We start from the raw sequence: 23995 nt of genomic DNA on the forward strand, positions 1-23995 counted from the left end.
CCTTGTCTTAAAATTGCGCAAGCGCCCTGGCCCTCGCCAAAACGCGCTTTGCCTGTTCCTCCCGGCTCGCCCGGGCCCGCTCCTGGATCAGGTGATCCTGATAGCCCTCCACCATGGCCCGGGTCAGCCGCAGGCGGGAGCCGGCCGCCGCCACAAAGGCCGCAGGGTCTGCGATCTCATCCCCCACTCCTACGATCTCGTCAATTAGGCCGTACTCCTTGGCCTGTGTGGGGCTGATCCAGATGTTCTTGTCCATCAGAGCGATGAGCTCCTCCCGGGTCTTGACGGCACTCCGGGCCGTATATACCTCCAGGATGCAGTCCCGGGCGTTTCGGAGCGCCTCCGCGCCCCTCTTCATGTCCCGGAAGTCCCCCTCTGTCACTCCGCTGGGGTTGTGGTAGCACAGCAGCGCCCCCGGCTCGCTCCGGATCACCTTACACCCGGAGGCCGCAATGGTGGCCGCCGAGGCCCCATAGCCCTGGTAGAGAGCCGTGGTATTCCCCTTGTACCGGCGGAGCATGGAGCGAATCTCCGCGCCCACCGTCATGTCTCCGCCGGGGGAGTTGATGAGTACCGTCACATCCTCCCCGTTTGCCGCCTCCAGGGCGGCGGCAATATCCATGGGGGCCGTAATGTCCCGCCAGCCCCAAAAGCGCAGCACATCGGCGCTGTCGTTGTCCCAGAGCTCGCCCCGCAGTGCGATATCAGGCATTTTCCCCGTCTCCTTTCAGTACGGACTCCAATGAGCCCAGATTTTTCGTGGCCATGAACTGTTTACCCAGCCCTCCGGGAATGGGATTTAGCTCATCTTTGGCCCGGCACTCGTCCGGGTTGAATATAGAGTGCTCGATGCCCTTGACCATGTATTCCATCCGTGTCTGAGGGTCGGCCCGGAGCAGCACGTCCACATTACCTTTGACATACCAGCCCTGGGCTTTCTGGCCCGGGGTGGGCAACTTCCAGCTGTCCTCCTGTTCTGCCTGGGTCACATAGGGCACCAGGGTGTCGGTGACAAAGTTGATGCGCTGCTGGGCGTTGGAGTTGTAGGCCTCTTTTCCCACTTGCAACATAAACTTTGGCACCCCGGAAAACCGTGCGATCTCCTCCACCGCAAACTCCCGGCTCTCAATAAACTGAGCGTCGTGCTGGTTGATCCCCAGGGGTGTATACTTCATGCCGTGATCCAGCACCGCCACGGCGAAGGCCTCGTCGGAGGCGTACCGCCGGAACGCCGACTTCACCTTGTCCCGTGTGTCCTTGTCGGCGTCGGCATCCAGCTCCACAATGCCGGAGACCCGGGCGCCGTTTTGATAGAACTTCTTGGCGTACCGCTGGGCCATGGCGTCGGCGGCGATGGACTCCCTGGCCAGATCCAGCATCCCCCGGCCCCGGACGCCGTCGTAGCTTTCGAAGAACAGCATGGACAGCTCATAGCCCAAAAAGGTCTTCTGAACCCCGTCCACGTTGAAGTCATACCAGAGTATTCCGGTATTCAGATCCTTGCGGATGGAGCAGCACTCGCTGGGCAGCGGGATCCTCTCTATAAGCTGACCCCTGTCGTCCCGCCGGTTCCAGATGTACCCCACCCCGTGCCAAAAGGCGTTGGACATCTGGGTCTTCTTTACCAGGAAGGGTGTCATGTCCGGATTAGGCCGTACCTTCAGTAACTGGTTCAGCGTCGGGTCGTCCACCGGCAGCCGAGCCCCGTCCTCCTTGCGGTAGATCCCAAAGGGGATCATGCCAAAGGAGCAGGTGAGGATCCGGTGGGCCGCCGCCACGGGGGAGAGCCGCTCGGCGTTGGTTTTGCTGGCCGTCATCTCCTCGCCGGAGAAAAACACTTGGCGGATCCAGGTCTGCATATCGCCCCAGTCCAGCTCCCGGTACTCCACCCCTGCCCGGGGCCTGTTTACCGCTCTGTCCAGTAGCATCAGCCTCCACCTCCCTTGGAGCGGGCCACCACCACGGCGTAGGCCGTCAGCCAGAGCCCAGCTGTCAGGAGGGCCCAGGGCCGCCCTGTCAGTTCATAGACTCCTCTGGTCACGCAGGCGCCGCCGGCGATCAGAAGCAGGTCGTCCATATACAGCCCCAGCAGCCGTCCCAGCTCCCGCCGGGCCTTTTGCAGCACAGGGCCCGCCCGTTCAAAAATCGTCTTCATATCAGATCCCCCAGTCCTCAGATTGTACGTGCTCATTGATCCCCGGGCCCATGGGCTCGCCGATCATCGCCGCCATACGGGCATTGATCCAGGCCACGGGCGGGTCAATGCGGCCCCTTGACAGATTCTTCATGGGCTTCATGTTCTCATTGCCGTCCACCCGGCAGCGGACGTTTCCAAATGTCCACCGGACGCAGGTGTTGTGCTCATGGAGCATTTCATGATCCCGGATCTCCTTATCCATGGCCTTCATGGGCGGGGACATGTTCTTCATGTCCTGGGGGCACTCTACCAGCTTGATTGGCCCCCTCCCTTTCTCAGGCTGACCGGCGGAGAGCCTGGGCACCAGTGTCCAGGAGAGAGCCGGGTCATAGCCCACCATCTGCAGGTCGTACCACTCCGCCGCCTGATAAATGGCCTCCTCCACCATATCGTAGTCCACTGTCCATCCAGGACACAGCGTCAGAAAGCCTGCCCTTGCCCAGTCCCGGTATGGCACATGATCCCGTGTCTCCGCGTCCTCCACGCCCTCCTCCGGCCGCCAGATGCCCCAGAAAAGGGCCACCCACTTCTCCAGCCCCTTCTGGGGTGGAAACAGGAGCACAAGGGCGGTCAGGTCAGTGGTCTTGGACAGATCCAGCCCGCCATAGCACCGCTTCCCTCTCAATTGCTCCCGCAAAACCAGGCGTTGGGCCGATTTCACACCCTTCTGTCCCGGCGGCAGCTCATAGGGCCATTGGGTCTTGTCGTAGACCGTCAACGGGATCCACCCCACAGTTTTAACGGCCACCCATTGGTTGAGCCGCAGCCATCGGAAGAGCTTCTCCGCCGCCTCGCTGCGCCGGGCATTGGCCGCCTCTTGCCGCACGGTAGACAGCTTGATGGTCGTTCCAATGCCGGGGTTACACTGCCGCCACAGCGTCTCGTCGTAGATGTCGATGTCATTGATGGCGTCCTCGTCATCTCCAGTAATGGCAGACAGTCCGTAGATGATGGGCAGCCATACCGGATCATCCAGATATTCCCGCTCGTCGTCCTCTGGGGCCGGGAACATTCCTCGGGCCCGAAGAATATCCATCGCCTTGCAATGGATCTCCCAACCGATGCTCGTCCGATCCGGGTCGTCGCCGGCGGTGGTCAGTACGATCCACACCGGCTGCTCTCTGGCCGAGCCGGCGCCGAAGGTCATCACGTCCCACAACTCCCGGTTTGGCTGGGCGTGGAGCTCGTCGAAGATCACACAGGACGGCTTGTAGCCGTGCTTGCTGTATGCCTCCGACGAGAGCACCTTCATCAGGCTACCGGTAGGCCGGTAGTAGATGGTTTTGGTGGAGCGCACCAGCCGCAGCGTCCCATTTTTGAGCCACTTGGCAAACACCGGATGGTGCTCCAGCATGTAGGCCGCCGCATTGAAGACAATGCCGGCGTTGTCCCGGTCGGCGGCCACCACGTAGATCTCCCCCGACTGCTCCCCGTCGGCGATGAGGTGGTAGATACCCAAAGCGGCCGCCAGCTCTGACTTGCCGTTTTTCTTGGGCAGTTCCAGATAGAGGTACTGATAAAGCCGAACTCGGTGGCCCAGCTCGTCCACGGTCAAAGTGCCGTAGAACTGCTCCAGGGCCTCCCGTTGCCATTCTTGAAGACGAAAGTCACCCCGGCCGTTGGACAGGGGCAGAGTGGCCACAAAGTCCAGCACCACCCCGGCCTCCGCCTCGTCCATCGCCGCTCCGGCCGGTAGCATGTACTCAGGCATCCCGCCGCCGTCCCTCCAGGAGCTTGAGGAAGGCCGCCTCTTCCGGATCCTCCTTTGGCCTCAGCGCCTCCGGGATCACCAGCCGGCACCGGGCCGAGATGGTCAACCCCAGATCCGCGGCGCAGGCCCGACACTGCTTAAAGCACCGTTCCTGTTCCTTCCCCCACGCCGCCACGGCCTCCACATCTTGGGCATCCAACGCATCGCTTACCTGGCGCATGGCGGCAGTGTATTGGCGTTGGGCAACCAGATAGCGTCCAAGGGTGTCGCGATCCAGCTTGGAAAATATCCCAGCCTCGACCAGCTGAGTACGCAGATCGTTAAAATCATCTCGCAGATACGCCGGCAGCCAGACGGGCGCCCGGATCTTGCTCCCCTCACCGGAGGCGGGAGCAGACAGAACCGGCTCCGACGCCTCGCGCTCAGCCTTCTCAGCCTTTGTCAGATGTTTCCGCCCCTTGGCCTCCACCAAGGCGATTGGCTCCTTCTGCTTTCCCATTTCCTCACCTCCAGCAACTATCAAACGGCAAAATTCTCATTGGGGACTTTTTCTCTCACGAAAGGGGCCGTGCGGTCTTTTGCCTTCCGCTCAAAACTTTTGGAGGGTGGGGGAGGTAATCACGCGCACGTAGCTTGATGCGCACGCCCGAGCATTCACGATCTCACCGCAGCCGCTTCCGCGAAAATTCACGCATTTCCTTCCGGGTTTTGGCCGAATGGCAACGGTGGCACAGCGACTGCAGGTTACCCGTGTCGTAAAACAACGCCGGATCACCGCGATGCGGCCGGATATGATCCACATCCGTCGCTCGAACTCTCTCGCCCCGCTTGGCACACTCTCGGCAAAAGGGCTCGTTGAGCAGTTGTGCATAACGCATGGATTTCCAGCGCTTTGTGCGGTAGAGTTTGTGCCACTCCCGCGCCTCATCGCTTCGCCGATCCGGCCGTTTGGCCTTCGGCTGATGCTCAGGGCACCAGCCGGTGGCCGTCAGGCAGAAACAGCCAGGATATCGACAGGGCCTCAGTGGTTTGCCTGACATGGGCTATCACCTCCCGCAGGCAAACAAAAAGAGCCTGAACCGACAAGACCGCATTTGCGATCGTGTGGCTCAGGCTCAAGGGCTCAGGCTCAAATCGATATCCAGCTGTTGTTCCCGCTTGCAGTGCCGGCAATAGGCATAACACTTGGCGACGCCGTCCGGCGGAAGTCGGAGGAGTTTCATCTGTCCGCATTCGGGGCAGAGAACATATCCATCCTCTGTGACCATTTTATCAGGTCGCCGATCCATTTGCAACCCTCTTTTCAAAACGTGACTTATTTTGCACTATATTCCAAGATAGAGCGCGCGCACGCGCGCGGGCGTTTTTTAGTAGTTCGCGCGTTTTAAAGTAGTATAGCCGAGGCATCGATCCAGCTGGCGTAATAGTAGGCTCCGAAGTCATTCTCCACGCCGCCCCGGCGAGCCCACAATGTATTGTCCGGGATCTCAATCACTCCTGACGTGTCCATCCAACGCTCCGGCGGTGGGATCTTGGCGGTGAGGCTTCTGGAGCAGCTCCAGGGGTGCCGGCCGATCGGGATAATAACGCCATCGGTGCGCTCCTTGTTGAGATACTCGGCCATCTGGCGGAAACCGCCCTGCGAGAAGACAACAGGATCGCCAGTCTCAGGATCTGTATACTTTGTGATCTGGAGCACCGGCGTATCTACCACGTCTCCATAACGCCATAGTCCCCGCACCTCTGCAGGAGACAGATCATTGTAGTCATCGACAAAATGGACATGGTATCGATGATCCCCATGAAGTCCCTCAATGGCATAGCAGTAGTCCAGTGGTTCCCCACTTCGCCAGCGAGACACTCTGGCAAAGAAGGCCCGCATCCGGCGCCGTGCTTCCTGAAAGTCGCGGGGCAAACTGTCGTTGTCAAAGCTTAACGAGAAGTGTGTGCCAGTGGGGCCCAATGCCGCCAGGCGGATCTCCAAGCGATCCACCTGACGGCGATTCACAGCGTTCTTTTGATATTTCTTTATTTCTGCCTTGGCTCTATGGTCAAGGCCTGTCTCATCTGTTCGGAAGCGGGGGCGCAGCGCTCGACATTCCTTGACCAACGGCCCCGCTCGCTGTCGGCAGCAGTGCCATATTGCCCGGTCAGGCTCCATCGCCATCTTCAGCCTCCTCCTTTGTGACCCGCTCAAACCCGATGACCCACACCCAGGGATTAGCCTCCCAGCCGTAGAAGGCGCGATCTGCGGGAGCAATGGTGCTATCCCACAGTTGTATAAATGGATCCATATGTCGATATGTCTCATAGGCTGCTCTGTTGGGGCACGGTTCCTCCATGCAGCCGTCAACTGCAAACTGACATTTGCACCCACCCGGTCTATTTATCGGAGTGATACCCTCCATCAATGCGTCTTCCATACCCATCGCTCGGAGTTTCTCTATCCGAACCGCCTTCACCCGCAGAAACAACCGGGCCGCCTCCTTCGGCATATGGATGGAGGGGTGCCATTTGATAGATACTACTTTCCCATTTCGGTAGAATTTCTCACTGTCAGAGTAATTCGCTTTGTACATATAGCGGTCCACAGCTTTGAAGAACGTCTCCCGCACATACAGGATCTCGCCGGGTCGGTAAATGCTATCAGGATATGGCATACCGTAAGTGCAATTAGATCCTTTGTGCATAGCCAAACCTGACGCCTTGGAAACCGTCTCGTCCTCTATGTACCACGGTTCCTTGACCACCCGCCGCGTCACGGTCTTCCGCCCGTCCAGGATTGCCCGTACCATCTCTGAGTTAAATAGGATCGGTTTCATTGGCTTTCTCCCCTCTCCTCTCTCAACGCTTCCTCAGCATCTTGTTTTGTCAGGAAATATCGGATACCATCTATATCTGCTTTTCCTTGCCAGGCTAATTGCAATCGTTCAGACGTAGTGTGTACCCGATAAACTTGCTTTGGACAGTTCTTTGCCATAAAAGTCCACTCTGCCCCAGGTCTCGAATCGTCAATGGCGTCTTCAAGCCCCTTACATCCGTGTCCATCAACATTTCTTTCACACACATCGCATTCTATGGGCCACAGAGAAAATACGTCTTGTACCACCAGCCGCCCGTCCTTCTCTGCCTGGGCAAGTTCCTGCACCCGCTCCAGCGTCATAGCGTCCTCGTAAGCGGCGAGGCGGTCAATAGCCTCGCCCATACAAAAAACTTTACACGTACCATCAAGCCGTTCATCACAGTGTTCTTCACATTCGGTTGTAATCCACAAACCGCACGGGTCTTTCTTCGTCAACCTCTCCATGTTAATCCTCCTTCGGCTCGTATTCAGGGAACTCTGGGTATTTACATTCTGGATGTTGGAAGGATGTGAAGGTAGCTTCAATACACGGCCCACAATACTTTTCATAGTGGGATTTTTTGCTGTGTTTACAAGTTGAACAGCTACCACTTTCCAACGGCTTCATCAGGTGTTCTCCTTCGGCGGGCGGCGGTAGGCGGCCCATGTGCTTCCATAGTCCTCACAAAAAGTGGGGGCATAAAACTGCCGGAAGTGTACCCTCAGCTTATCGACATCAACAACAATCTGCCACCCATCCTCAAAATCTTCTCCCAATGTTTTCAGCCACACCGGATCTCCGTCCATTCCCCGCAGCTCCTCCAGCGTCAACGGCTCGTCTGGCTGGGCCGCCGGGTGGGTGCGCAACAGGGCAATGGCACGCCGGAGAACCATGCGGTCGCATTCCATATCTACACCATATTTCTCCAGTTCTTCCAAACTATCGATGATATCCTCAATGCTCATACCGCGACCTCCTTTTCAAGTTCCGCCATCGTTATGATCCTCTTGCCCTTGCACCACTCCGGCAAATTGGCCCTTACAAGGGCCGTGGCAAAAGGGGGCGGCACAGCGTTGCCGCAGCGGGCCACCTGGAGGGTCTTACCGTACTCCGCTCCGGTGTAATCCCGGTCGATAATGTAGTCCGGCGGAAAACCCATGGCGTTGTAGAGCTCCCTCGACGTCAGCATACGCAGAAGAATATCCCGGATATAGTAGACTGCCCCGCCGATCACCAGCAGGATGATTTCATCTGTCGCCAGATGATAGCCGCAATACTGGTTGAGGAGGGCCCGGATCTCCGGCCAGTGGCCCAAATCTGCTCCCGGCCCCGCCTTGGCGATCACCGCCGTGCAGACTGCGAACGGATCCGCGTGAGCCGTGATAGTCTGAAGCGGGTAGTCCGCCGCCTGTCCCAAATTCTGCCCTTTGAACTTGACGACGTGTGCCGCCATCAGGGCCTCCCGGTCATGGGACGTGACCGTGTGCATGGGATCCGACAGATCAAGAGGCTTGCCGGTGCTGAAATACTCCACCAGGTTGGCGCTCACCAGGCTGTAACGGTTGGCGGCGTCCACCGTCTGAAGGGGATCCCGAAGGCCTTGTCCCCGCACGCCCTCGGTCTGCTCAGTGTGGTATTGGGCAAGATGGGCGGCGTGGAGAATTTGCTTGCCATCCGTCGTTATGGTATGTACGGGCTTATCTGCCGAAAAACCAACAGACCCGCTCGTGTTGGACAAGGTGACTGGGGAAAGTTCCGCATTGACCAAGCAAGCCTCCGCCTTCGATACCGTTGTCGGTGCCGGCCGTTCCACAGATTGAATCCGATCCCCGCCCCCCGTCTGACCGATGGACATAAGCTGTGCAGCACACACGCCTTGGGTATGCTTGGCAGTGACCGTCCCCAGGGGCTTGTCCGCTCCGGCGATGTGTCCGCCGCCAGAGTGGTTACACTCCACCAGGAAGGGCTTGCCGCTTCGGATGGTAAATTTGTCCGTGCCTCGGATCACCCGGCGCAGGGTGTTGTCGGCCAAGGGCCGCACAACCGTGGCACCGTATTTTTCCTTGATCTCCTGCTTACTTTCAAAGACCGAGTACATGGGAAGGCTCCAGTCAATGATCTCGGCAGCCGCCCGCCAGGGCTTACACTTGCCGCTTTTGACCTCCAAACTGTCAGCAGGGGCGTGGGTGCGCTCCGGCCAGACGATAGGCTTGCCGTCACACCGGGCAATGAGGAAGAACCGCTTCCGGATGGTGGGGGCTCCGTAGTCCGACGCTACCAGCTCGCGCCACTCCACCTTGTAACCCAGTCCTTTGGACAGAAGTTTTGCCTCCGGGCTCCCGGGCGTTATACCAAGGAATTGGCACCCCTCCACAAATCCGGGGTGATCCTCCGGTGTGCCAGTTGACAGCATTCCGATGAATGCCCTGAACGTTTCCCCTTTTCTCTCCGGGTCTGGGTATTGCTTTCCGTCTTCCGCGGTAATGAGTGGCCCCCAGGTCTGGATTTCCTCTACATTTTCCATGATAATGACCCGGGGCGTCACAGTCATACCCCAGCGGAGAACGACCCAGGATAGGCCCCGGATGTTCTTATCCACGGGCTTTCCGCCTTTGGCTTTCGAAAAGTGCTTGCAGTCCGGAGAAAACCATGCCAGCCCCACAGGGCGGCCGGCGCAGACCTCCTCCGGATCCACATCCCACACACTGGCCTGGTAGTGGACAGTGTGTGGGTGATTGGTCTTGTGCATGCGGATGGCGGCAGGATCGTGGTTGACGGCAATGTCCACCACCCGGCCCGTGGCCAGTTCGATCCCCGTAGAGGCCCCGCCCCCGCCGGCAAAGTTGTCCACAATGATCTCTCGTGTAAGATCCATCTGGACGCTGTATCTCATTTGAGTGCGTGATCTCATATCTGGCCTCCCATATCGATAAGCCAATAGACACACTCCTCCACACCCGGAAACTCCCGTTCCTGCGCCTCACCGGTACAGTTGCGAATGCCAATAAAGCCATTGCCCGGGCCTAGGCGGCGATAGAACAGTCCCAAGGGTCGATGGGTATACAGGATCTTGGCGGCTTCTTCGCCGGTGACCAGCTTGATGTGGTGCTCACAGATCAGCTCCTTGGGCGTCTCTTTGCGGGTCTGCCTGCATCGGCTGGGGTGATTGAGACAGGGGTTGTCGCATTCGCTGCGGCGGTCACACAATGCGCAACACTGGTTGCGGTGGAGCACGTCGCAATTAAATATTTTGCATCTCATTTGCCGGCCCTCTCCAAAAGCGGCTTATCGGAGAGTCCCAGGAGATAATCCGCGGAACAGCCCAGTTCACGGCAGATCGCGGCCAGGGCAACAGCATCCGGACAATAGTAACCATACCAGGTATACGCTATTTCCCCATCAAACGCAGCCTTTGAGAGAGACCCTCCATAGGAAAAAGATGTCCCAGCCTGCGTTAATTTTTCGTTGGCGGCCTTGATTGCCTGCTCCAGCCGCTCCTTGGTTCCAGCCGCCGCGGCAACGCGACGGGCAAAGGCAGTAATCATCTCCCGGGCCTTGGCATCTTTCCGCTCCTTTTCCGTCTTCTGCCTGGCCTCCTCCGCTTCCTTCTTCTTCCTCCTCTTTTTTTCGCCGGCAGCCCTGCCCTGGGGGCAGACATATTGACAGGTCATATTATCATGGCAGTCCGCACAGCACCCACACTGGCCGACCTTCCAGGAGTAATCAACATGAGCGTCACGGGACAGGATCCGGGCCCCGTTGGTGCAGGCCTCGCCGTCTGGGCATTTTTGATCCCGGGTGAGATATGCCACCATGCCCTTCCGCTGGATCTCCTCTGCAACGCGCCCATCGGGCAGCTTCTTTGGGCAGGCCTTGGCCAGCTCCTCCTGCAGCAGGGGCTCCATTCGGGCAATGGCATACGCCGTCTGCTCCGGCAGTTTGCCCGCCTCCCACAGTTTGACATATGCCGGCGGCACCAACTTCTCCCGGATCACCTTTAGGCGAGCCAGTTTAGAGCCCTTGACTTTACAAGCCTCCGCCACATGATCCCGCATCCGGCCCGGGAACTCCATCCCAGCATCCTTGAGCCGGTAGAGGAGTTCCTCCACCCGCTCCGCCTGCTTGGATATATCGGCCGGGGACAACTTACGGGTGTCGCTGTTACCGCAGATCAGGCGCAGCTCCTGAAGCCAAGTTTCGACCTCATCGGCGGCGCCGCTTTGCTTCTCCACAATACACGCCGTTTGACGGAATTGCTCTTTGCCCTCCTGCACAAGCAGGTTCAGCGCCGCATGGCGCCGATGGCCGGAAACAACAATATATTCGCCCTTCTCCTCGCCGGGACGCACCCGGAGAGGCTGCTGAAGCCCTACCAGCTCAATACTGGCTGCCAGCTCTTCGATGCCACTCAGTTCATAAAAATTCCGCTCGTCCGGGTGGATGTGAGCGATGTCTATGTACTCGATCTGCTCCCGGCCGGTCGTGTCCGATTCTGACACCGGCGCCAAGGAGGCCGCCAGGCTAAACTTCTCAGCCATTTTTCCCTGCCTCCTCTCCACCCAGGTACTCCCGGACAAAACGCCGGTAATCCACCGCCGCAGCGCTCCGGGGCGAATAGGCTGACACCGTGGTATTGTTGCCGGTGCTTTCCGGCACCTTGCCGGAATACCGGACATTGGTGGAATACACGTTGATACCGTAGCGCTCCCGCAGGGCCCGCTCATGTCGAATGCTGTGATCCGACTTGGCCCACTTGGTCAGCAGCACGCCTCCCACCCGAATGTCTGGGTTCGCTGTCCGGAAGCCCTCTACCTGGGACACCATTTCCATGGCGCCGTCCTCAGCGTAGCCGCCCAGCTGGGCCGGGATAATGACCTCGTTGGCCGCCAGAAGGCCGGCCACGGTGCCAATGGGTACTCCGGTGGGGCAGTCAATGATGATGAAGTCATAGGCGTCCGTCTCCATGATGGCGTTCCTCATATCCCGCAGCAGATTATTTCTGACGCCTCCGGACATTTCCAAGGCCCAGAGCGAGCTGTCCCCCGGGATGATATCCAGTCCCCGGAAGGTGGTCGGGGACACGTACTGCCGCCACATATCCGGCAAATCGGCCCGGAAGAAGTCAGTGAGGGTCAATGCCGGCTCCTGCTCCCGCACCGGAAGAAGGGACTTGGTGGCATTTGCTTGGCCGTCGGCGTCTACCAAGAGCACCCGCTTATCATGCTCGGTGGCCAGGATGGCGGCCATATTGATGGCGGTGGTGGTCTTCCCTACCCCGCCCTTAAAGCTGGCGATAGCTATCGTTTTCATTTTTCAATTCCTCCTCAAAACGGATTATCCGGATCGTTGCCATGGAGCTCACTGAGATCCACCTGCTTGTACTCCGATTCTTTTCTTTTGGTTTTGGGCGGTAGATCCTGGTTATAGTGCCGCCGAAAAGTCTGGGTTGCTCCGTCAAACATCAAATAAAAAAGGCCTATTTCACCCTCTTTGTTCTTTGCCACCTTGAGCACCCTTCGGCTCTTGGGATCCTCCGGCGTTTCCCTGTAGAGCAAAAGCACCACATCGGCATCCTGCTCCAACTGTCCAGATTCTCGAAGACTGGACATAGACGGCGCCACCCGGCTCTTTCCTTCCTTCTCGGGCCGGGTGAGTTGACTGAGGCCGACCACAGTGATACCTGTCCGCTGGGCGGATGTGTGCAGGCCTATGCTGATACCCGTGACCTCTTCTGTGCGCCCCCGGCTACGATTGCCCGGAATCAACTGGATATAGTCGATGTAGATCACGTTATAGCGACGAGACTGGGCATGTGCAAAAATATCCTCGACCGACATCCCTGCCGCCATGATAAGCTCCAGGTTGTGAGATGCCACCTTGCCAGACGCCTGGGCAATGGTGTCGTAGTCCTCCTGTGTAAGCTCACCCTTTTTGATGCGGCCCATCTCAATGAGGGCCACCCGGGCCATCAGCCGGTCAAACAGTGTCCCGTCATCAGTCTCCAACGAGTAAAAGCCGACCCGGTATTTTTCCGACATAGTCCAAGCGGAGGAGAGCGCCAAGGCCGTCTTACCGTCCGAGGCATATCCACCAATGACTACGAATTTACCTGAGCCAACGTATAGGCTACTGTCCAAGTCCGGAAGTCCCCAGGGCAGGTATACCGGTTTTTCCCGGTGCCGCTCAATGAACCGGGACAGCCCCTCTTCCATGGTAGTGACCTTCACCCCTGACCGCTCGACCAGTTGGGCATTGAGCTTGCCGATAACGGTCTGGGCATCCTCTTGATTGCGAACCTCAAGGATCTCATGGCCCAAATCATTGATACGGGAGATCCTGGCTTGCTCTCGGAGAAGACGAGTATACTCTGCCACGTTGGCAGCTGTCGGCGTCAATTCCACACACTGATGGATCACGTCATACCACTGTGCAGAGGTGTCCTTCTCCATTTCAGCCAGAACGGTCACCGGATCCACCGCCTGCCCAGACACGAAAAGACGGCGAATGGCCAGGTAGAGTTTGCGGTAAGAATCAGATATAAAATCCTCCGGCCGCAGATCTGCCAGCGTCGGGCCAATACACCGCTCGTCAATGAGCATAGATCCAATTACGCTGACCTGATACATGATGGCGTCAGATGCGCTGTTTACCATACCGGCACGTACCCCGACTCTCTGACGATCCCGTCATCCGCTCTTTCATCGAACCGTTCTCCACCCATCCGCCTGGAAGGAACATCCTCCCAGCGGCGGTTATTGAGCCAGGTCGAGGCATAGGGTAGGCCAACTCCCCGTTTCCACTCGTCCGTGGCAAGTTGCCGGAGGAGAGCTTGTCCCATGACACCGATGAGCGCATCATCCGGTCTGAGTTTGTCCCAAGCCTTGACGGCAGCCTGTCTGCTCTCCCCCCGTACGTTGTGGGAGTAAAAATCCCAGAATGCAGAAAACCGCTCCGGCTTCCACCGAGGAACAGACTTTACTCGCCGCCCCCCTTTGGGGGGTAGGGGGGTATTGATAATATACTTAGATTGTTCTTCCTTATTGTTTTCACAATTTTGAGGTGAGGGGTCACCTTCTTTTTGAGGTGAGGTCACCTCATTTTTGAGGTGAGGTCTCCGCACCATCTCCGCTGTATCCCACCCGGCAAAAATGCGCCGCTCTACCACAGCGTTTGTGGCCTTGTCCCGCTCTACCTCCACCTGTATGTATCCCTTGTCCGCCAGCGTCTTTATCAGCCGCTGCACTGTAGGCACACTGATAGCGAACAGCCCTGCAAAATACCGATTATTTGCGAAGCAGTAACCCTCACTGTCACATAGAGCGGATATCTCTGCGTAGAGCAGCTTGGCATTCGGGGGAAGCCCAGCATCATATCGCACCGATGCCGGAAGCACTGCCCAAAAGCCAGGCCGATCAGCCATTACCTCCACCCCGCTGTCCTTGTCCACTCGAGCTCCGACTCAAGTCAACACTGATGGCATCAAAACCTTTTTCTCTCAGTGTTGCCACGCGTGCAGCCGCCAATGCCGCCACCATCGGAGCCGGCGCCGCCATCTTCTCTCCAATATCATCGATCACAAGACTCAAAGCCCCCATGAGCCATCTGCCAGTCCCATGGATATACACACTGGTAGATAATTTGTCGGGATTATCCTCACTGCGCAGACACTTCACATGGATCTCCGCCAGAAAATTAGGATCTTTTTCTTTCATATTTATTCCTCCACCGGGGCGTATGGTACCCCGCAAATTGCGCACAGTTCTTTGCCCGTAAATTTGAGCTTCTGGGCCGTATCGGCGGCCAGTTCAAACCCATAGGCACGATATGGATCCTTTTTCCGCTTCGAATACGTGACATAGGAAAGTCCCAGTCGGTCAGCGACGTCCCGATCCTTCGGGAGATCCTGATCCACCCGTGCTCTCGCAATAGCGTGCTGCAGGGCTCGTTCCCTGCGTTGCCGCTCAGTCGGCAGCGGTCGCGGCATATAATACCCTCCTCTCACGGCGCTCTTGACGGTGCCGTCTCAGTCTGCTAAAATGAGGGCGGATTAGTTTGCCACACTTATCCACCCCATGCCCTGCCTGGTGTTGCCGCACTGGACAGGGCGCTTTTTTGCCTTGCCCCCTCCCCACCCCTGTGGTAGAATGTGGGCGAAGAAAGGGGGTGTAAATTATGACCAAGGCAGAATTGGAACACAAACTGGATGAAGCCCTACAGAGCTTTTCGGCTGAAATCAATTTCCTTGATGATTACAGCAAAGTCCCAGCATCCGAAGGTCAACTCAAAGATTCAATGAAGCAAGTCTTTTATGCGTTAGATTCTTTCAAAGATGCCATATTAAGCTACATAGATTGATCCAAACCGTGGAGGAGGCCTCACTCCTCCGCGGTTTTTTGTGCTCCAGCTTCTTTGATTCCTTCTATGAGCTTTCTGGCCGCTGCAGAGGTTGCATCTGCCTTTTCAGCCACATCTGCCAATTGTGCCAAAAGCTCATCTTGATTTGCTGATAACCGAATGATAACCTCTCGACTACCATATCCCATTTTCATCCCTCTCACCTCCTTTCGGCACTGACATCCCGGGCCTCATGCACTTGTGGCTTGATCCTCGAAAAACCTGGTCCACTCAAATCCCAGCACCCCTGCGATCCGCTTGGCCACATCAACAGAAGGACGCCGGTCTCCGGCTTCGATAAAACTGTAATGCTGTTGAGTAATCCCAGCCTCCTTTCCCACTGCATCACATGTCAGTCCCTTTTCTGTTCGCAGTTTTTTCAACCAGTCCATACAATCACCTCCCCCCAAGTCACAACTTGCAGTTGTTCTTTTAATCAAAATACCACACCTTTCGGTTGTTGTCAATACGGTTTCACAACTTTTCTTCGTAACCTCTTTACACAACTGCCAGTTGTATCTATAATGTTGTTTGTCAGGAGGTATCAGTTATGCTCCAAAACCGAATTAAGGAACTTCGTATCTCTTCAAAAATGTCCCAGGCTGATTTAGCAAAAAAGCTCAACCTCACTCAGCAAGCTATCGGGAAATGGGAAAAAGGATTATCTGAGCCTGATTCTTCCTGCATTGTTTCAATGGCAAACTTATTTTCTGTCACAACTGATTATCTCCTTGAGTGCGAAAAAGAGCCCACCGTCAAAGACGATGGGCTCACTGAAATGGAACGCCTATTCTTGTCCCTCTCCCCTGCTCGCAGAAAAGAAGTCCTCCATTTTATGGAGTATCTGGCCTCTCAAGCATCAGATCAGCAACCATCTTGATCTGCGCCGGTGATAGTCGCTTCATCAACGCCCGAAATCTCTCCAGATCCTCCCTGTCTCCTTCGCTCATATGTATGGCCTGCACTTCCGGGGTTCCGCTCTTTTTGAATTTTATCGTCTGATCCATTTTCCCCGGCCCCTTTCTCCATGTAGCTTTATTTGGCTGTGGAACGTTCGTTCTATGGTTATTATAGTCCAAACGTTCCACCCCGTCAATCGCTATATAGGGTAGGCACTTCCGTCGCCCGGTACAACAAACAGTGCCTCTACCGGAAGGGCAAGCGCCCGGGCGATCTGAATGGCCACGTCCACTCTGGGAATGTGACGCCCGGTCTCTATATCGCTGACGGTATGTTGCCCCACCCCGGCCATCGTGGCCAGCTCTGCTTGGGACAAGCCCAGCGCCTCCCGGCGCTCGCGTACTCGAATTACCATTCTCTGCACTCCGCATCCACAATGTAATCTACTCAGGGCACAATTTTACACGAATTTTGTCGCAAAACGCCTTTTTAGCGAATAGTCGCTAAAATTCCTTGAGATTCAAGGGCTTGGTGCAGATAGCTTTTGTGAAAACCCGCTCGGTATGAGCGGCAAAAAATCCCGGTGCCCGAATCGAACACCGGGAAGAGAGAGGAGAACGGACTATGGTAACTATTCCCGCAAAGGTAAAGGAGCGTCTGATCGCCGGCGCAAAGAGATTTCAGCCCATCATCAAGAAAGCCAGGGATAAGGACATCAACGAGAGTGATACCGTAACGATCATCTCCGACATCCTCTCAGATGTTTTTGGCTATGATAAGTACACTGAGATTACCTCTGAGTACGCCATCAAAAAGACCTATTGCGACTTGGCTATCAAAATTGACGGCGTGCCCAAGCTTCTTATTGAGGCCAAAGCTGCCGGCCTTGATCTGAAGGATCAGCACATCAAGCAAGCCGTTGACTACGGCTCCAACTCTGGAATAGAGTGGGTCGTGCTGACCAACGGTGTCAACTGGAAGGTCTATAATATCATCTTTGGAAAACCCGTCTCTGCCGAGTTGGTTTATGATTTTGATTTCTCCACTCTCAATCCCAAAAAGCAGAACGAGCTGGAGATGCTCTACTATCTTTCCCGGGAGGCCATGACCAAGGGTAACAAGACCTACCTGGACGAGTACCACACCCAGCAGCAGCTTGTCAATAAGGTCACGATAGCCCAGATCCTTCTCTCTGAGCCGGCCTTGGATATGGTACGGCGGACGATCCGCAAGATGTCTCCTGACGCCAAGGTCTCCAATGATGAGATCAGCAGCATCATTGCCGAGGAGATCATCAAGCGGGACGTGCTGGATGATGAGCGTGCCGCAGACGCCAAGAAAAAGGTAGCCAAAGCGCTTAAACCGGCGGCAAAGTCGGAGAAACCAGCAAAGAGCAACACTCCGACCGAATGACGCTGGTGTACGAGTAGGACACAAAAACCCCCGGCACCAGGCCGGGGGCTTGACAATCGCATAAAAGGCGGTTATACTGAAAATATAGAGAGGGCGCTGCTGATCGCCTCAGTCAGCCCTCACATACTTGCGTGACCGCCGTACTTGTCAGGGTGCCGGCGGTCACTTCTTTTTTATGCCCATAAACAGGGCTACGATCCCAAGGATGACCATGGAGTACGCAAAGAGCGCCTCATAAGTAACCATAGGACAGCCCCCCTTTCCGGGGGCGAAAAAGAAGCTGCCCCCTTCTCAGAGGGCTGACCGCCACGATTCAGCAGCGCCATGGATAGGATATCATAATCCGACACAAATTGCAAGCGAGGAGGTGCCCACGCCGTGAAGGTGCCAAAAGCCCGGAAGCTCCCCTCCGGGAAGTGGTTCATCCAGCTCCGCCTGGGTGGCGAGAGCATCCCCGTCAGCGCCCGAACAGAAAAGGAGTGTACCAGGCAAGCCCAGCTCATAAAATCCGAGTATCTGGCCGGCAAACGGGCGCCGGCCGCTCCGGATGAAGAAGAGCCCGAGAAACTCCCCACCCTGGCCGAGGCCATAGAGAGCTATATGGAATCCCGCAGCAACATCCTGTCCCCCGCCACCATACGCGGCTATGAAGGCATCAAGCGAAACCGCTTCAAGGGACTCATGGATCGTTCTCTGTCGGATATAACAGAGGATGACTATATGGCCGCCTGCAACGCGGAGGCTCGTCTTTGCGGGGCAAAGACACTGAAGAACGCATGGGGGCTTGTAAAGTCTGTTGTCAAAGCTGAAGCCGGGATCACGATGCCGGAGATCCCACTTCCCCAGGTCGTCCCCAATGCCCGTGACTTCCTGGATGCAGATGATATCCCCAAGTTTATCGCCGCCGTCCATGGCAGCAAGTATGAGATCCCCTTCCTCCTGGCTCTGTCCAGTCTGCGCCGCTCTGAGATCATGGCCCTCAGGTGGGAAAACGTAGATCTTCCCCATCGGCGGATCAAGGTAAAGGGCGCTGCCGTCCCAGACAAAAACCACAAGCTGGTGCAAAAAGCGGAGAACAAAAACCGCTCGTCGACCAGGATCATCCCGATCCTCATAGACGAGCTACACGCCGCCCTGGCGGCAGCTGAGCAACCATCTGGCCCAGTCGTCACTTGTGGCCCTGACGCCATCCGCAGGGCCTTGCACAAGATCTGCGAGGCAAACAAGCTCCCCTCCGTCACGCTCCACGGTCTCCGCCACTCTTTCGCTTCTTTGGCCTATCACCTCAAGGTGCCCGAGCAGATTACCATGGAGATCGGCGGCTGGAGCGATAACCAGACAATGCGCAAGATCTACACCCACATCGCCCAGTCTGACATTAAGCGCTATGAGAAGGCCTTCGAAGGTTTTTTCAAGAAAAATGCTAACAAAAATGCTAACGGCGATTCTACATCATTGTAATTACAGTGATTTTTGGAATTTTATCGAGGGTTCGAATCCCTCCCACTGCGCCAAAAAGAGACACCCGCCGGGGTGTCTCTTTTTTTGCTTCAAGAGATCGGGAGCGCAAGAACCTCGCTCGGTCTCCTTTCCATCTACAGCTTACACGCTCCCTTGACCCTGCCGCTGTTACATGGTATACTCTAAATGTATTATTTTGTCTTTTTTGCAGACAGAAAGGGAGCGTGCGCGCTATGGGCCAACAATTGAAACGGCTGCTCTCCGGCGGGATCCTCTGCCTGGGATTGTTCCTTCTCTGCACAGCCGGGGCCTCCGCTTTGGATCTGGGCATCGGGACGGTCACCGGCGACGGCCTGCGTCTGCGGGAACAGCCCAGCTCCGACGCCGCCATTCTGGACATCGCCGCCATCGGGGAGCGTGTCATTGTGCTGGAGGACGCGGGAGGCGGCTGGTATAAGGTCGACCGCGACTGCACAGAGGGTTATATGTCCGCCCAATACCTCTCCCTGGCCACCCAGTCCGACGCCGTCATGGGCTATGGCCTGGTACAGGCCGAGGGCGGGATCCTCAATATCCGCTCCGGCCCCGGCACCGGCTATGACCGCGTCGGCTCGCTGACGGACGGCTCCGTGGTCACCATTACCGGGATGGACGCCGGCTGGTTCAGGATCGACACCGGCAGCGTCACCGGCTATGTCTCCAGCGACTACATGGTCACCTGCAAGGACAGCGCCGGCTCCCGCGGAGAGGCGTCCCGCCCCGCCGAGCCGGAGCCCGCCCCTGCCGCTGTCTCCTCCGCCGTCCCCGTCTCCCCCCTGGGCTGGCAGGTGCCCATCGTGGCGGAATGGTTCCTGGGCATCCCTTACATATGGGGCGGCGACTCTCCGGAGGGCTTTGACTGCTCCGGATTTACCTACTATGTGTTCGGCCTGTTTGACCGTGAGCTCAACCGCACCGCCACCGGTCAGCTGGACAACGGCGTGCCCGTCTCCCGGGATGAGCTGCTCCCCGGCGACCTGGTCTTCTTCTACAATGGACAGGTCTCCACCCCGGTGTCCCATGTGGGCATCTACGTGGGAGAAAACCGTTTTATCCATGCCTCTACCAACTCCTATCGGGTGCAGTATGACAGTTTGGATTCCAATTATTACAGCAACGCCTTTGTCTATGCCCGGCGTATCTTCTGATCGGAGGCTCACCTCATGAAACGACATACTCCCGCCGGACAAAAAGGCTCCGCCGCGGTTGTTCTGGCTCTCTCCCTGCTCTCCGCCGCCTACTGCCTGGGCGGGCCCTCCGAGGCTTTGGGCTCAGAGCTTCCCGCCCCCCCGGCCGCCCTCTCCGCCGCGGCCCAGTCTTCCGCTCCCGCCGTCCAGCGCCCCGACATGGAGCAGCTGGAAGAGCACGGCTATTACATCGACGCGCTGGTCAACCGGGGCCCTCTGGACAACCGGCAGGCCCCCCGCCATGCCTACCGAAAAACAGAGCAGCGGCAATACTCCCGCCAGGCCGCGGATCAGGTGGTGGAGACCATACTGGACTCCATCATCACCCCCGACATGGACGCGTCTCAGCAGTGTTCGGCGGTCTATTACTACATCAAGGGCTGTATCACCTGCGACGGCACCTCCGTCAAGTCGGACTGGCGGCAGGCGGCCTATTGGGGCTTCACCACCGGCAAGGGCGACGAGTACACCTTCTACGCCTGCTCCCGCGCCCTGCTCACCGGCCTGGGTTTTCAGGTGCAGGAGGTGAAACGGGAGAGCGACACCCTCACCGAGCCCCACTCCTGGAGCCTTGTGAACTACGGCGCAGGCTGGTACCACTTCGATCCCTGCCCCCATCTGAAGCGCGACCCGCTGTTTATCTGCTGCCTGTCTACCGATCAGCAGCTGATGGATTTCAACGCCGAAGCGAAGCGGGACTACTACGCCTTCGATCCCGACGCCTACCCGGAGCGGATGGGCGGCCCCGCCGTCATTACCCAGGTCTCTCCCCTCCCCGTGGAGAGCGAGAACCCTTTGGCGACGCCCTCCTCTGCGGTCACCCCTACTCCCTCCCCCACAAGCAGCGCGGCCCCCACGCCCACGCCGGAGCCTGAGGCCACGCCCACTCCGACCCCCGTCCCGGAACCCACGCCGCCCCCCGCTCCTGTCCCCGACACAGAGGAGCCCCTGCTGCCGCCGGGCGCGTAAAAAGCAAAAAAGCACCCGGTATCCGAGTGGATACCGGGTGCTTTTTGTTTCTCAGTAATTGTCGGCCTTGATCTCAAAGTAGGCTTTGGGATGACCGCACACGGGGCAGACCTCGGGGGCCTCCAGGCCATACTCCAAATGTCCGCAGTTGCGGCAGTACCACACCTTCACTTGGGCCCGCTTGAAGACCTCGCCCTTGGCAAGGTTCTCAGCCAGCTGTACGTAACGGTCTTCATGGCTCTTCTCGATCTTGGCCACTGCGTCAAAGGCGTCAGCCAGCGCGATGAAGCCCTCTTCCCGGGCGGTCTGGGCCATCTCCTTGTACATTTCAGTCCATTCCTCGTGTTCGCCCTCGGCGGCGGCCAGGAGGTTGGCGGCGGTGTCGCCGATGCCGGACAGCGCCTTGAACCAGAGCTTGGCGTGCTCCTTCTCGTTGCCGGCGGTCTCCTCAAAGATGGCGGCGATCTGCTCATAGCCCTCCTTGCGGGCCTGGCTGGCAAAGTATGTGTACTTGTTGCGGGCCTGGGACTCTCCTGCGAATGCCTTCCACAGATTGGCCTCTGTCTTGCTGCCTTTCAATTCCATTTGCCACGATCTCCTTTCAAAATTTTTACTCTATCGTCCTTTTCTGTCCGTTATCAGTTACGCCCTGACAGTCCGGGCAAAAGCCGGTAAAGGTCAGGTCGTGACTTTCGATTTGAAATCCCTTTACCTGAGCGGCCTGGACGTCGATCTGCGCATCATAGGGCACCTCCAGGTCAAAGACCCTGCCGCAGCGCTTGCAGCGAAAATGGGAGTGTGGCCGCACCTCGGCGTCGTACCGCTCCACCGGGAAGGGCATCCGAATGAGCACACCCTCCTCCGCCAGAAGGTTCAGGTTGCGGTACACCGTTCCCAGGCTCAAATTGGGGTTGGCGTGCTTAAGCCACTGGTAGACCATCTCTGCTGTGGGATGTTCCTTGCTGCCGCACACCGCCTGATAGATCAGTTCCCGCTGTCTGGAATAACGTTTTCCGACCATGGCTTCCTCCATCAGTATTGAGAATAATTCCTTTTATTAATATAAAATAGCAGCTTAAAAAATGCAAGTATTTTTTGGACTTTTCTTTCTGTTTTTCCCGGGAGTGAAACCGGAAATTCAGTGCATACTACCCTTCGGATGGAGATTCCAACGATCATGTTCTTTTAGGAGGAGAAGGGAATGAAAGGGAAGATCAGTCTGTTTGCCCTTGCGCTGACGCTGACTGCGGCCCTGGCGGCCTGCTCCAGCGCCGACGCTCCGGCGGTGACCCCTACCCCGGATAACACCAACCCCACCGCACCCTCGGCCACTTCGGCCGAGCCCAGCGGCAGCGTGGCCCAGGGAGCCGCCCGTGCCGGCGACGCCATTGGCGACGTGGCCCGCGGTGCTGTGGACGGGATCGGCGACATGGTCAACGGTGTGGGCAACGCCGCCCGTGATGTGGGCGACGGCATCCACGACGCTGTCCGGTAAATTCGGGGCGCAAAAAAGCACGGCTCAGAGAATGAGCCGTGCTTTTTTATCCTTTTTCCCCTGTATCGGGACAAAACCTTCCGGAATAGAATGGAAAAGATTGCTTGTAAAGGGAGGTCTCGCCCATGCTCTCCGCCTGGCTCGTGCTGATGCTCCACACCCTTTTCTTCCCCCTTCGCCTGTCCACCTCCACCGGTTCCTTTCCCCGGGCCCTGAAACCGGAGGAGGAGCGCGAGTGCCTGGAGCGGGCCGCAGCGGGCGATCCCAAGGCCCGGGACGAGCTTATTGTCCACAACCTGCGTCTGGTCGCCCACATTGTGAAGAAGTACTACACCCAATCCTGTGAGCAGGACGACCTGATCTCCATCGGCACCATCGGGCTGATCAAGGGCATCTCCACCTTTAAGCCGGATCGGAACGTACGTCTTGCTACATATGCCTCCCGGTGCATTGAAAACGAGATTTTGATGTACTTCCGCTCCCAGAAAAAGCTCCAGGGGGAGGTCTCCCTGTCCGACACCCTGGACGCCGAGGGGGAGGCGGGCTCTCTTTCCCTGATGGATGTGCTCCGGGTGGACGACAACATGCTGGAGGAGCTCTCCGCCCGGGACGCGGGGACGGCGGTACGCAAGTGCGTGGAGGATTGTCTGGAGGAGCGGGAAAAGCGGGTGGTCTGCCTGCGTTACGGCCTGTGCGGCGCCCATCCCCTCACCCAGCGGGAGATCGCCCAGCAGTGCGGCATCAGCCGCAGCTATGTATCCCGCATTGAGAAAAAAGCGCTGGAGAAGCTGAAGGCCGCCCTGGAAAAAGAGCTGGATTGACAACCCGGCCCGCCTCCAGTATAATATTGGCATCCAAAAACTGGCAGGAGGCGCTTCTATGATCTTCTCCAAACTCAATGGCTCCGACACCTTCGCCGCCTATCCCAAGGCCATCCGCCAGGCCCTGGAGTTCCTGCGCTCCACCGATCTGATGGCCCTGCCCCTGGGCACCCACCCCATTGACGGGGAGAGAATGTTCGCCAACCTGATGGACATGACCACCCGGCCTTTTGACGCCTCCCACCCCGAGGTGCACGACAAGTACATCGACCTGATGTATTGGCCCGAGGGGGGCGAGCGCATCGGCGTGGCCCACCGCACCGGCGCGGAGCGGCTGGTGACGCCCCGGCCCGAGGGGGATATCGACTTTTTGGAGGCGGTGGAGGATGAGAGCATCCTCACCGCCACCGCCGGCCACTTCGGCATTTTCTTCCCCTGGGACGCCCACCGGCCCGGCCTGATGCTGGGGGACGCACCCGCCACCAGCCGCAAGTGCGTTATCAAGATCAGCATGGAGCTTTTGAAGGATGATTGAAAAAGAGAGGCACGGCCCCGGGGCCGTGCC

General features: G+C 57.6%; 32 protein-coding genes. 9 read left to right on the plus strand and 23 right to left on the minus strand.

Features of this window, described 5'->3' with window-relative positions:
• Positions 1-7: 7 nt before the first annotated feature.
• The 18 genes from NFR87_RS04690 to NFR87_RS04775 all read right to left on the minus strand — a co-directional run bounded on the left by NFR87_RS04690 (position 8) and on the right by NFR87_RS04775 (position 14463).
• Complete coding sequence (locus NFR87_RS04690; protein ID WP_251447084.1) at positions 8-712, minus strand: Clp protease ClpP; 705 nt, start codon at positions 710-712, stop codon at positions 8-10.
• Positions 705-1928: a phage portal protein gene (locus NFR87_RS04695; RefSeq protein ID WP_251447086.1), complete on the minus strand. Its 1224-nt coding sequence runs from the start codon at positions 1926-1928 to the stop codon at positions 705-707. Before NFR87_RS04695 ends, NFR87_RS04690 begins: the two co-directional genes overlap by 8 nt.
• Positions 1928-2155, minus strand: coding sequence for a hypothetical protein (locus NFR87_RS04700; RefSeq protein WP_251447088.1), 228 nt, complete (start codon positions 2153-2155; stop codon positions 1928-1930). The genes NFR87_RS04695 and NFR87_RS04700 overlap by 1 nt, the downstream gene beginning before the upstream one ends.
• Position 2156: 1 nt before the next feature.
• On the minus strand, positions 2157-3908 hold the full coding sequence (locus NFR87_RS04705) for a terminase large subunit (RefSeq protein WP_251447090.1): 1752 nt from the start codon (positions 3906-3908) through the stop codon (positions 2157-2159).
• Positions 3901-4407 (minus strand): phage terminase small subunit P27 family, encoded by a 507-nt coding sequence (locus NFR87_RS04710; protein WP_251447092.1) that lies wholly within the window; start codon positions 4405-4407, stop codon positions 3901-3903. Before NFR87_RS04710 ends, NFR87_RS04705 begins: the two co-directional genes overlap by 8 nt.
• A gap of 163 nt (positions 4408-4570) precedes the next feature.
• On the minus strand, positions 4571-4948 hold the full coding sequence (locus NFR87_RS10490) for an HNH endonuclease signature motif containing protein (RefSeq protein ID WP_338147037.1): 378 nt from the start codon (positions 4946-4948) through the stop codon (positions 4571-4573).
• 75 nt (positions 4949-5023) lie between these two features.
• On the minus strand, positions 5024-5197 hold the full coding sequence (locus tag NFR87_RS04720; protein ID WP_251447094.1) for a hypothetical protein: 174 nt from the start codon (positions 5195-5197) through the stop codon (positions 5024-5026).
• A gap of 95 nt (positions 5198-5292) precedes the next feature.
• Complete coding sequence (locus NFR87_RS04725) at positions 5293-5916, minus strand: hypothetical protein (RefSeq protein WP_251447095.1); 624 nt, start codon at positions 5914-5916, stop codon at positions 5293-5295.
• Positions 5917-6058: 142 nt separating this feature from the next.
• The gene (locus tag NFR87_RS04730) at positions 6059-6730 is read right to left on the minus strand and encodes an ASCH domain-containing protein (RefSeq protein WP_251447097.1); all 672 of its coding nucleotides are present in this window, start codon (positions 6728-6730) and stop codon (positions 6059-6061) included.
• Positions 6727-7215, minus strand: coding sequence for a hypothetical protein (locus NFR87_RS04735; RefSeq protein WP_251447099.1), 489 nt, complete (start codon positions 7213-7215; stop codon positions 6727-6729). Before NFR87_RS04735 ends, NFR87_RS04730 begins: the two co-directional genes overlap by 4 nt.
• A gap of 162 nt (positions 7216-7377) precedes the next feature.
• Positions 7378-7716 (minus strand): hypothetical protein, encoded by a 339-nt coding sequence (locus NFR87_RS04740; protein ID WP_251447101.1) that lies wholly within the window; start codon positions 7714-7716, stop codon positions 7378-7380.
• On the minus strand, positions 7713-9662 hold the full coding sequence (locus NFR87_RS04745) for a DNA cytosine methyltransferase (protein WP_251447103.1): 1950 nt from the start codon (positions 9660-9662) through the stop codon (positions 7713-7715). Before NFR87_RS04745 ends, NFR87_RS04740 begins: the two co-directional genes overlap by 4 nt.
• Positions 9659-10012 (minus strand): hypothetical protein, encoded by a 354-nt coding sequence (locus NFR87_RS04750; protein WP_251447105.1) that lies wholly within the window; start codon positions 10010-10012, stop codon positions 9659-9661. The genes NFR87_RS04745 and NFR87_RS04750 overlap by 4 nt, the downstream gene beginning before the upstream one ends.
• A complete protein-coding gene (locus NFR87_RS04755) occupies positions 10009-11289 on the minus strand; it encodes a ParB/RepB/Spo0J family partition protein (protein WP_251447107.1) in 1281 nt (426 codons plus the stop codon). Before NFR87_RS04755 ends, NFR87_RS04750 begins: the two co-directional genes overlap by 4 nt.
• Positions 11282-12061, minus strand: a complete 780-nt coding sequence (locus NFR87_RS04760) for a ParA family protein (RefSeq protein WP_251447108.1) — start codon at positions 12059-12061, stop codon at positions 11282-11284. Before NFR87_RS04760 ends, NFR87_RS04755 begins: the two co-directional genes overlap by 8 nt.
• Positions 12062-12075: 14 nt before the next feature.
• Entirely contained in the window at positions 12076-13404 is a 1329-nt protein-coding gene (locus tag NFR87_RS04765; protein WP_251447111.1) for a replicative DNA helicase, read from the minus strand.
• Positions 13398-14171, minus strand: coding sequence for a helix-turn-helix domain-containing protein (locus NFR87_RS04770; RefSeq protein WP_251447113.1), 774 nt, complete (start codon positions 14169-14171; stop codon positions 13398-13400). The genes NFR87_RS04765 and NFR87_RS04770 overlap by 7 nt, the downstream gene beginning before the upstream one ends.
• Positions 14164-14463: a hypothetical protein gene (locus tag NFR87_RS04775; protein WP_251447116.1), complete on the minus strand. Its 300-nt coding sequence runs from the start codon at positions 14461-14463 to the stop codon at positions 14164-14166. The genes NFR87_RS04770 and NFR87_RS04775 overlap by 8 nt, the downstream gene beginning before the upstream one ends.
• A 460-nt stretch (positions 14464-14923) precedes the next feature.
• Here NFR87_RS04775 and NFR87_RS04780 point away from each other — a divergent pair, with 460 nt between their 5' ends.
• A complete protein-coding gene (locus NFR87_RS04780) occupies positions 14924-15106 on the plus strand; it encodes a hypothetical protein (protein ID WP_251447118.1) in 183 nt (60 codons plus the stop codon).
• Positions 15107-15126: 20 nt separating this feature from the next.
• Here the strand turns inward: NFR87_RS04780 and NFR87_RS04785 are convergent, their stop codons facing one another.
• Both NFR87_RS04785 and NFR87_RS04790 read right to left on the minus strand, forming a co-directional pair.
• A complete protein-coding gene (locus NFR87_RS04785; RefSeq protein ID WP_251447122.1) occupies positions 15127-15300 on the minus strand; it encodes a hypothetical protein in 174 nt (57 codons plus the stop codon).
• A 36-nt stretch (positions 15301-15336) separates the two neighbouring features.
• The gene (locus NFR87_RS04790; RefSeq protein WP_251447125.1) at positions 15337-15537 is read right to left on the minus strand and encodes a helix-turn-helix transcriptional regulator; all 201 of its coding nucleotides are present in this window, start codon (positions 15535-15537) and stop codon (positions 15337-15339) included.
• A 158-nt stretch (positions 15538-15695) separates the two neighbouring features.
• Between NFR87_RS04790 and NFR87_RS04795 the strand changes: the two genes are divergently transcribed.
• The gene (locus NFR87_RS04795) at positions 15696-16025 is read left to right on the plus strand and encodes a helix-turn-helix domain-containing protein (RefSeq protein WP_251447128.1); all 330 of its coding nucleotides are present in this window, start codon (positions 15696-15698) and stop codon (positions 16023-16025) included.
• A 219-nt stretch (positions 16026-16244) separates the two neighbouring features.
• On the opposite strand, the gene NFR87_RS04800 is transcribed toward NFR87_RS04795, so the two are convergent.
• Positions 16245-16460: a helix-turn-helix transcriptional regulator gene (locus NFR87_RS04800; RefSeq protein WP_251447131.1), complete on the minus strand. Its 216-nt coding sequence runs from the start codon at positions 16458-16460 to the stop codon at positions 16245-16247.
• A 209-nt stretch (positions 16461-16669) separates the two neighbouring features.
• Between NFR87_RS04800 and NFR87_RS04805 the strand changes: the two genes are divergently transcribed.
• The 4 genes from NFR87_RS04805 (at position 16670) to NFR87_RS04820 (ending at position 21114) form a co-directional block, all read left to right on the plus strand.
• Positions 16670-17458 (plus strand): type I restriction enzyme HsdR N-terminal domain-containing protein, encoded by a 789-nt coding sequence (locus NFR87_RS04805; protein ID WP_251447134.1) that lies wholly within the window; start codon positions 16670-16672, stop codon positions 17456-17458.
• 378 nt (positions 17459-17836) lie between these two features.
• Positions 17837-18919, plus strand: coding sequence for a site-specific integrase (locus tag NFR87_RS04810; protein WP_251447137.1), 1083 nt, complete (start codon positions 17837-17839; stop codon positions 18917-18919).
• 233 nt (positions 18920-19152) lie between these two features.
• Positions 19153-20106 carry a C40 family peptidase gene (locus NFR87_RS04815; RefSeq protein WP_251447139.1) on the plus strand — a complete coding sequence of 318 codons (954 nt, stop codon included), beginning with the start codon at positions 19153-19155 and terminating at the stop codon, positions 20104-20106.
• A 15-nt stretch (positions 20107-20121) separates the two neighbouring features.
• Positions 20122-21114, plus strand: coding sequence for a transglutaminase domain-containing protein (locus tag NFR87_RS04820; protein ID WP_251447141.1), 993 nt, complete (start codon positions 20122-20124; stop codon positions 21112-21114).
• Between the two features lie 51 nt (positions 21115-21165).
• On the opposite strand, the gene rbr is transcribed toward NFR87_RS04820, so the two are convergent.
• A complete protein-coding gene (gene rbr / locus NFR87_RS04825) occupies positions 21166-21699 on the minus strand; it encodes a rubrerythrin (RefSeq protein WP_251447144.1) in 534 nt (177 codons plus the stop codon).
• A 25-nt stretch (positions 21700-21724) separates the two neighbouring features.
• A complete protein-coding gene (locus tag NFR87_RS04830) occupies positions 21725-22135 on the minus strand; it encodes a Fur family transcriptional regulator (RefSeq protein ID WP_251447147.1) in 411 nt (136 codons plus the stop codon).
• Between the two features lie 180 nt (positions 22136-22315).
• On the opposite strand from NFR87_RS04830, the gene NFR87_RS04835 reads away from it, so the two are divergent.
• From NFR87_RS04835 to NFR87_RS04845, 3 genes are all read left to right on the plus strand, one after another.
• Positions 22316-22609: a hypothetical protein gene (locus tag NFR87_RS04835; protein ID WP_251447149.1), complete on the plus strand. Its 294-nt coding sequence runs from the start codon at positions 22316-22318 to the stop codon at positions 22607-22609.
• 125 nt (positions 22610-22734) lie between these two features.
• Complete coding sequence (sigK, locus tag NFR87_RS04840) at positions 22735-23430, plus strand: RNA polymerase sporulation sigma factor SigK (RefSeq protein WP_251447151.1); 696 nt, start codon at positions 22735-22737, stop codon at positions 23428-23430.
• A gap of 58 nt (positions 23431-23488) precedes the next feature.
• Complete coding sequence (locus NFR87_RS04845) at positions 23489-23965, plus strand: NanQ anomerase/TabA/YiaL family protein (protein WP_251447154.1); 477 nt, start codon at positions 23489-23491, stop codon at positions 23963-23965.
• Positions 23966-23995: the final 30 nt, after the last annotated feature.

The sequence above is a fragment of the Vermiculatibacterium agrestimuris genome, from assembly GCF_943193085.1.
Taxonomy (GTDB): Bacteria; Bacillota; Clostridia; order Oscillospirales; family Oscillospiraceae; genus Vermiculatibacterium; species Vermiculatibacterium agrestimuris.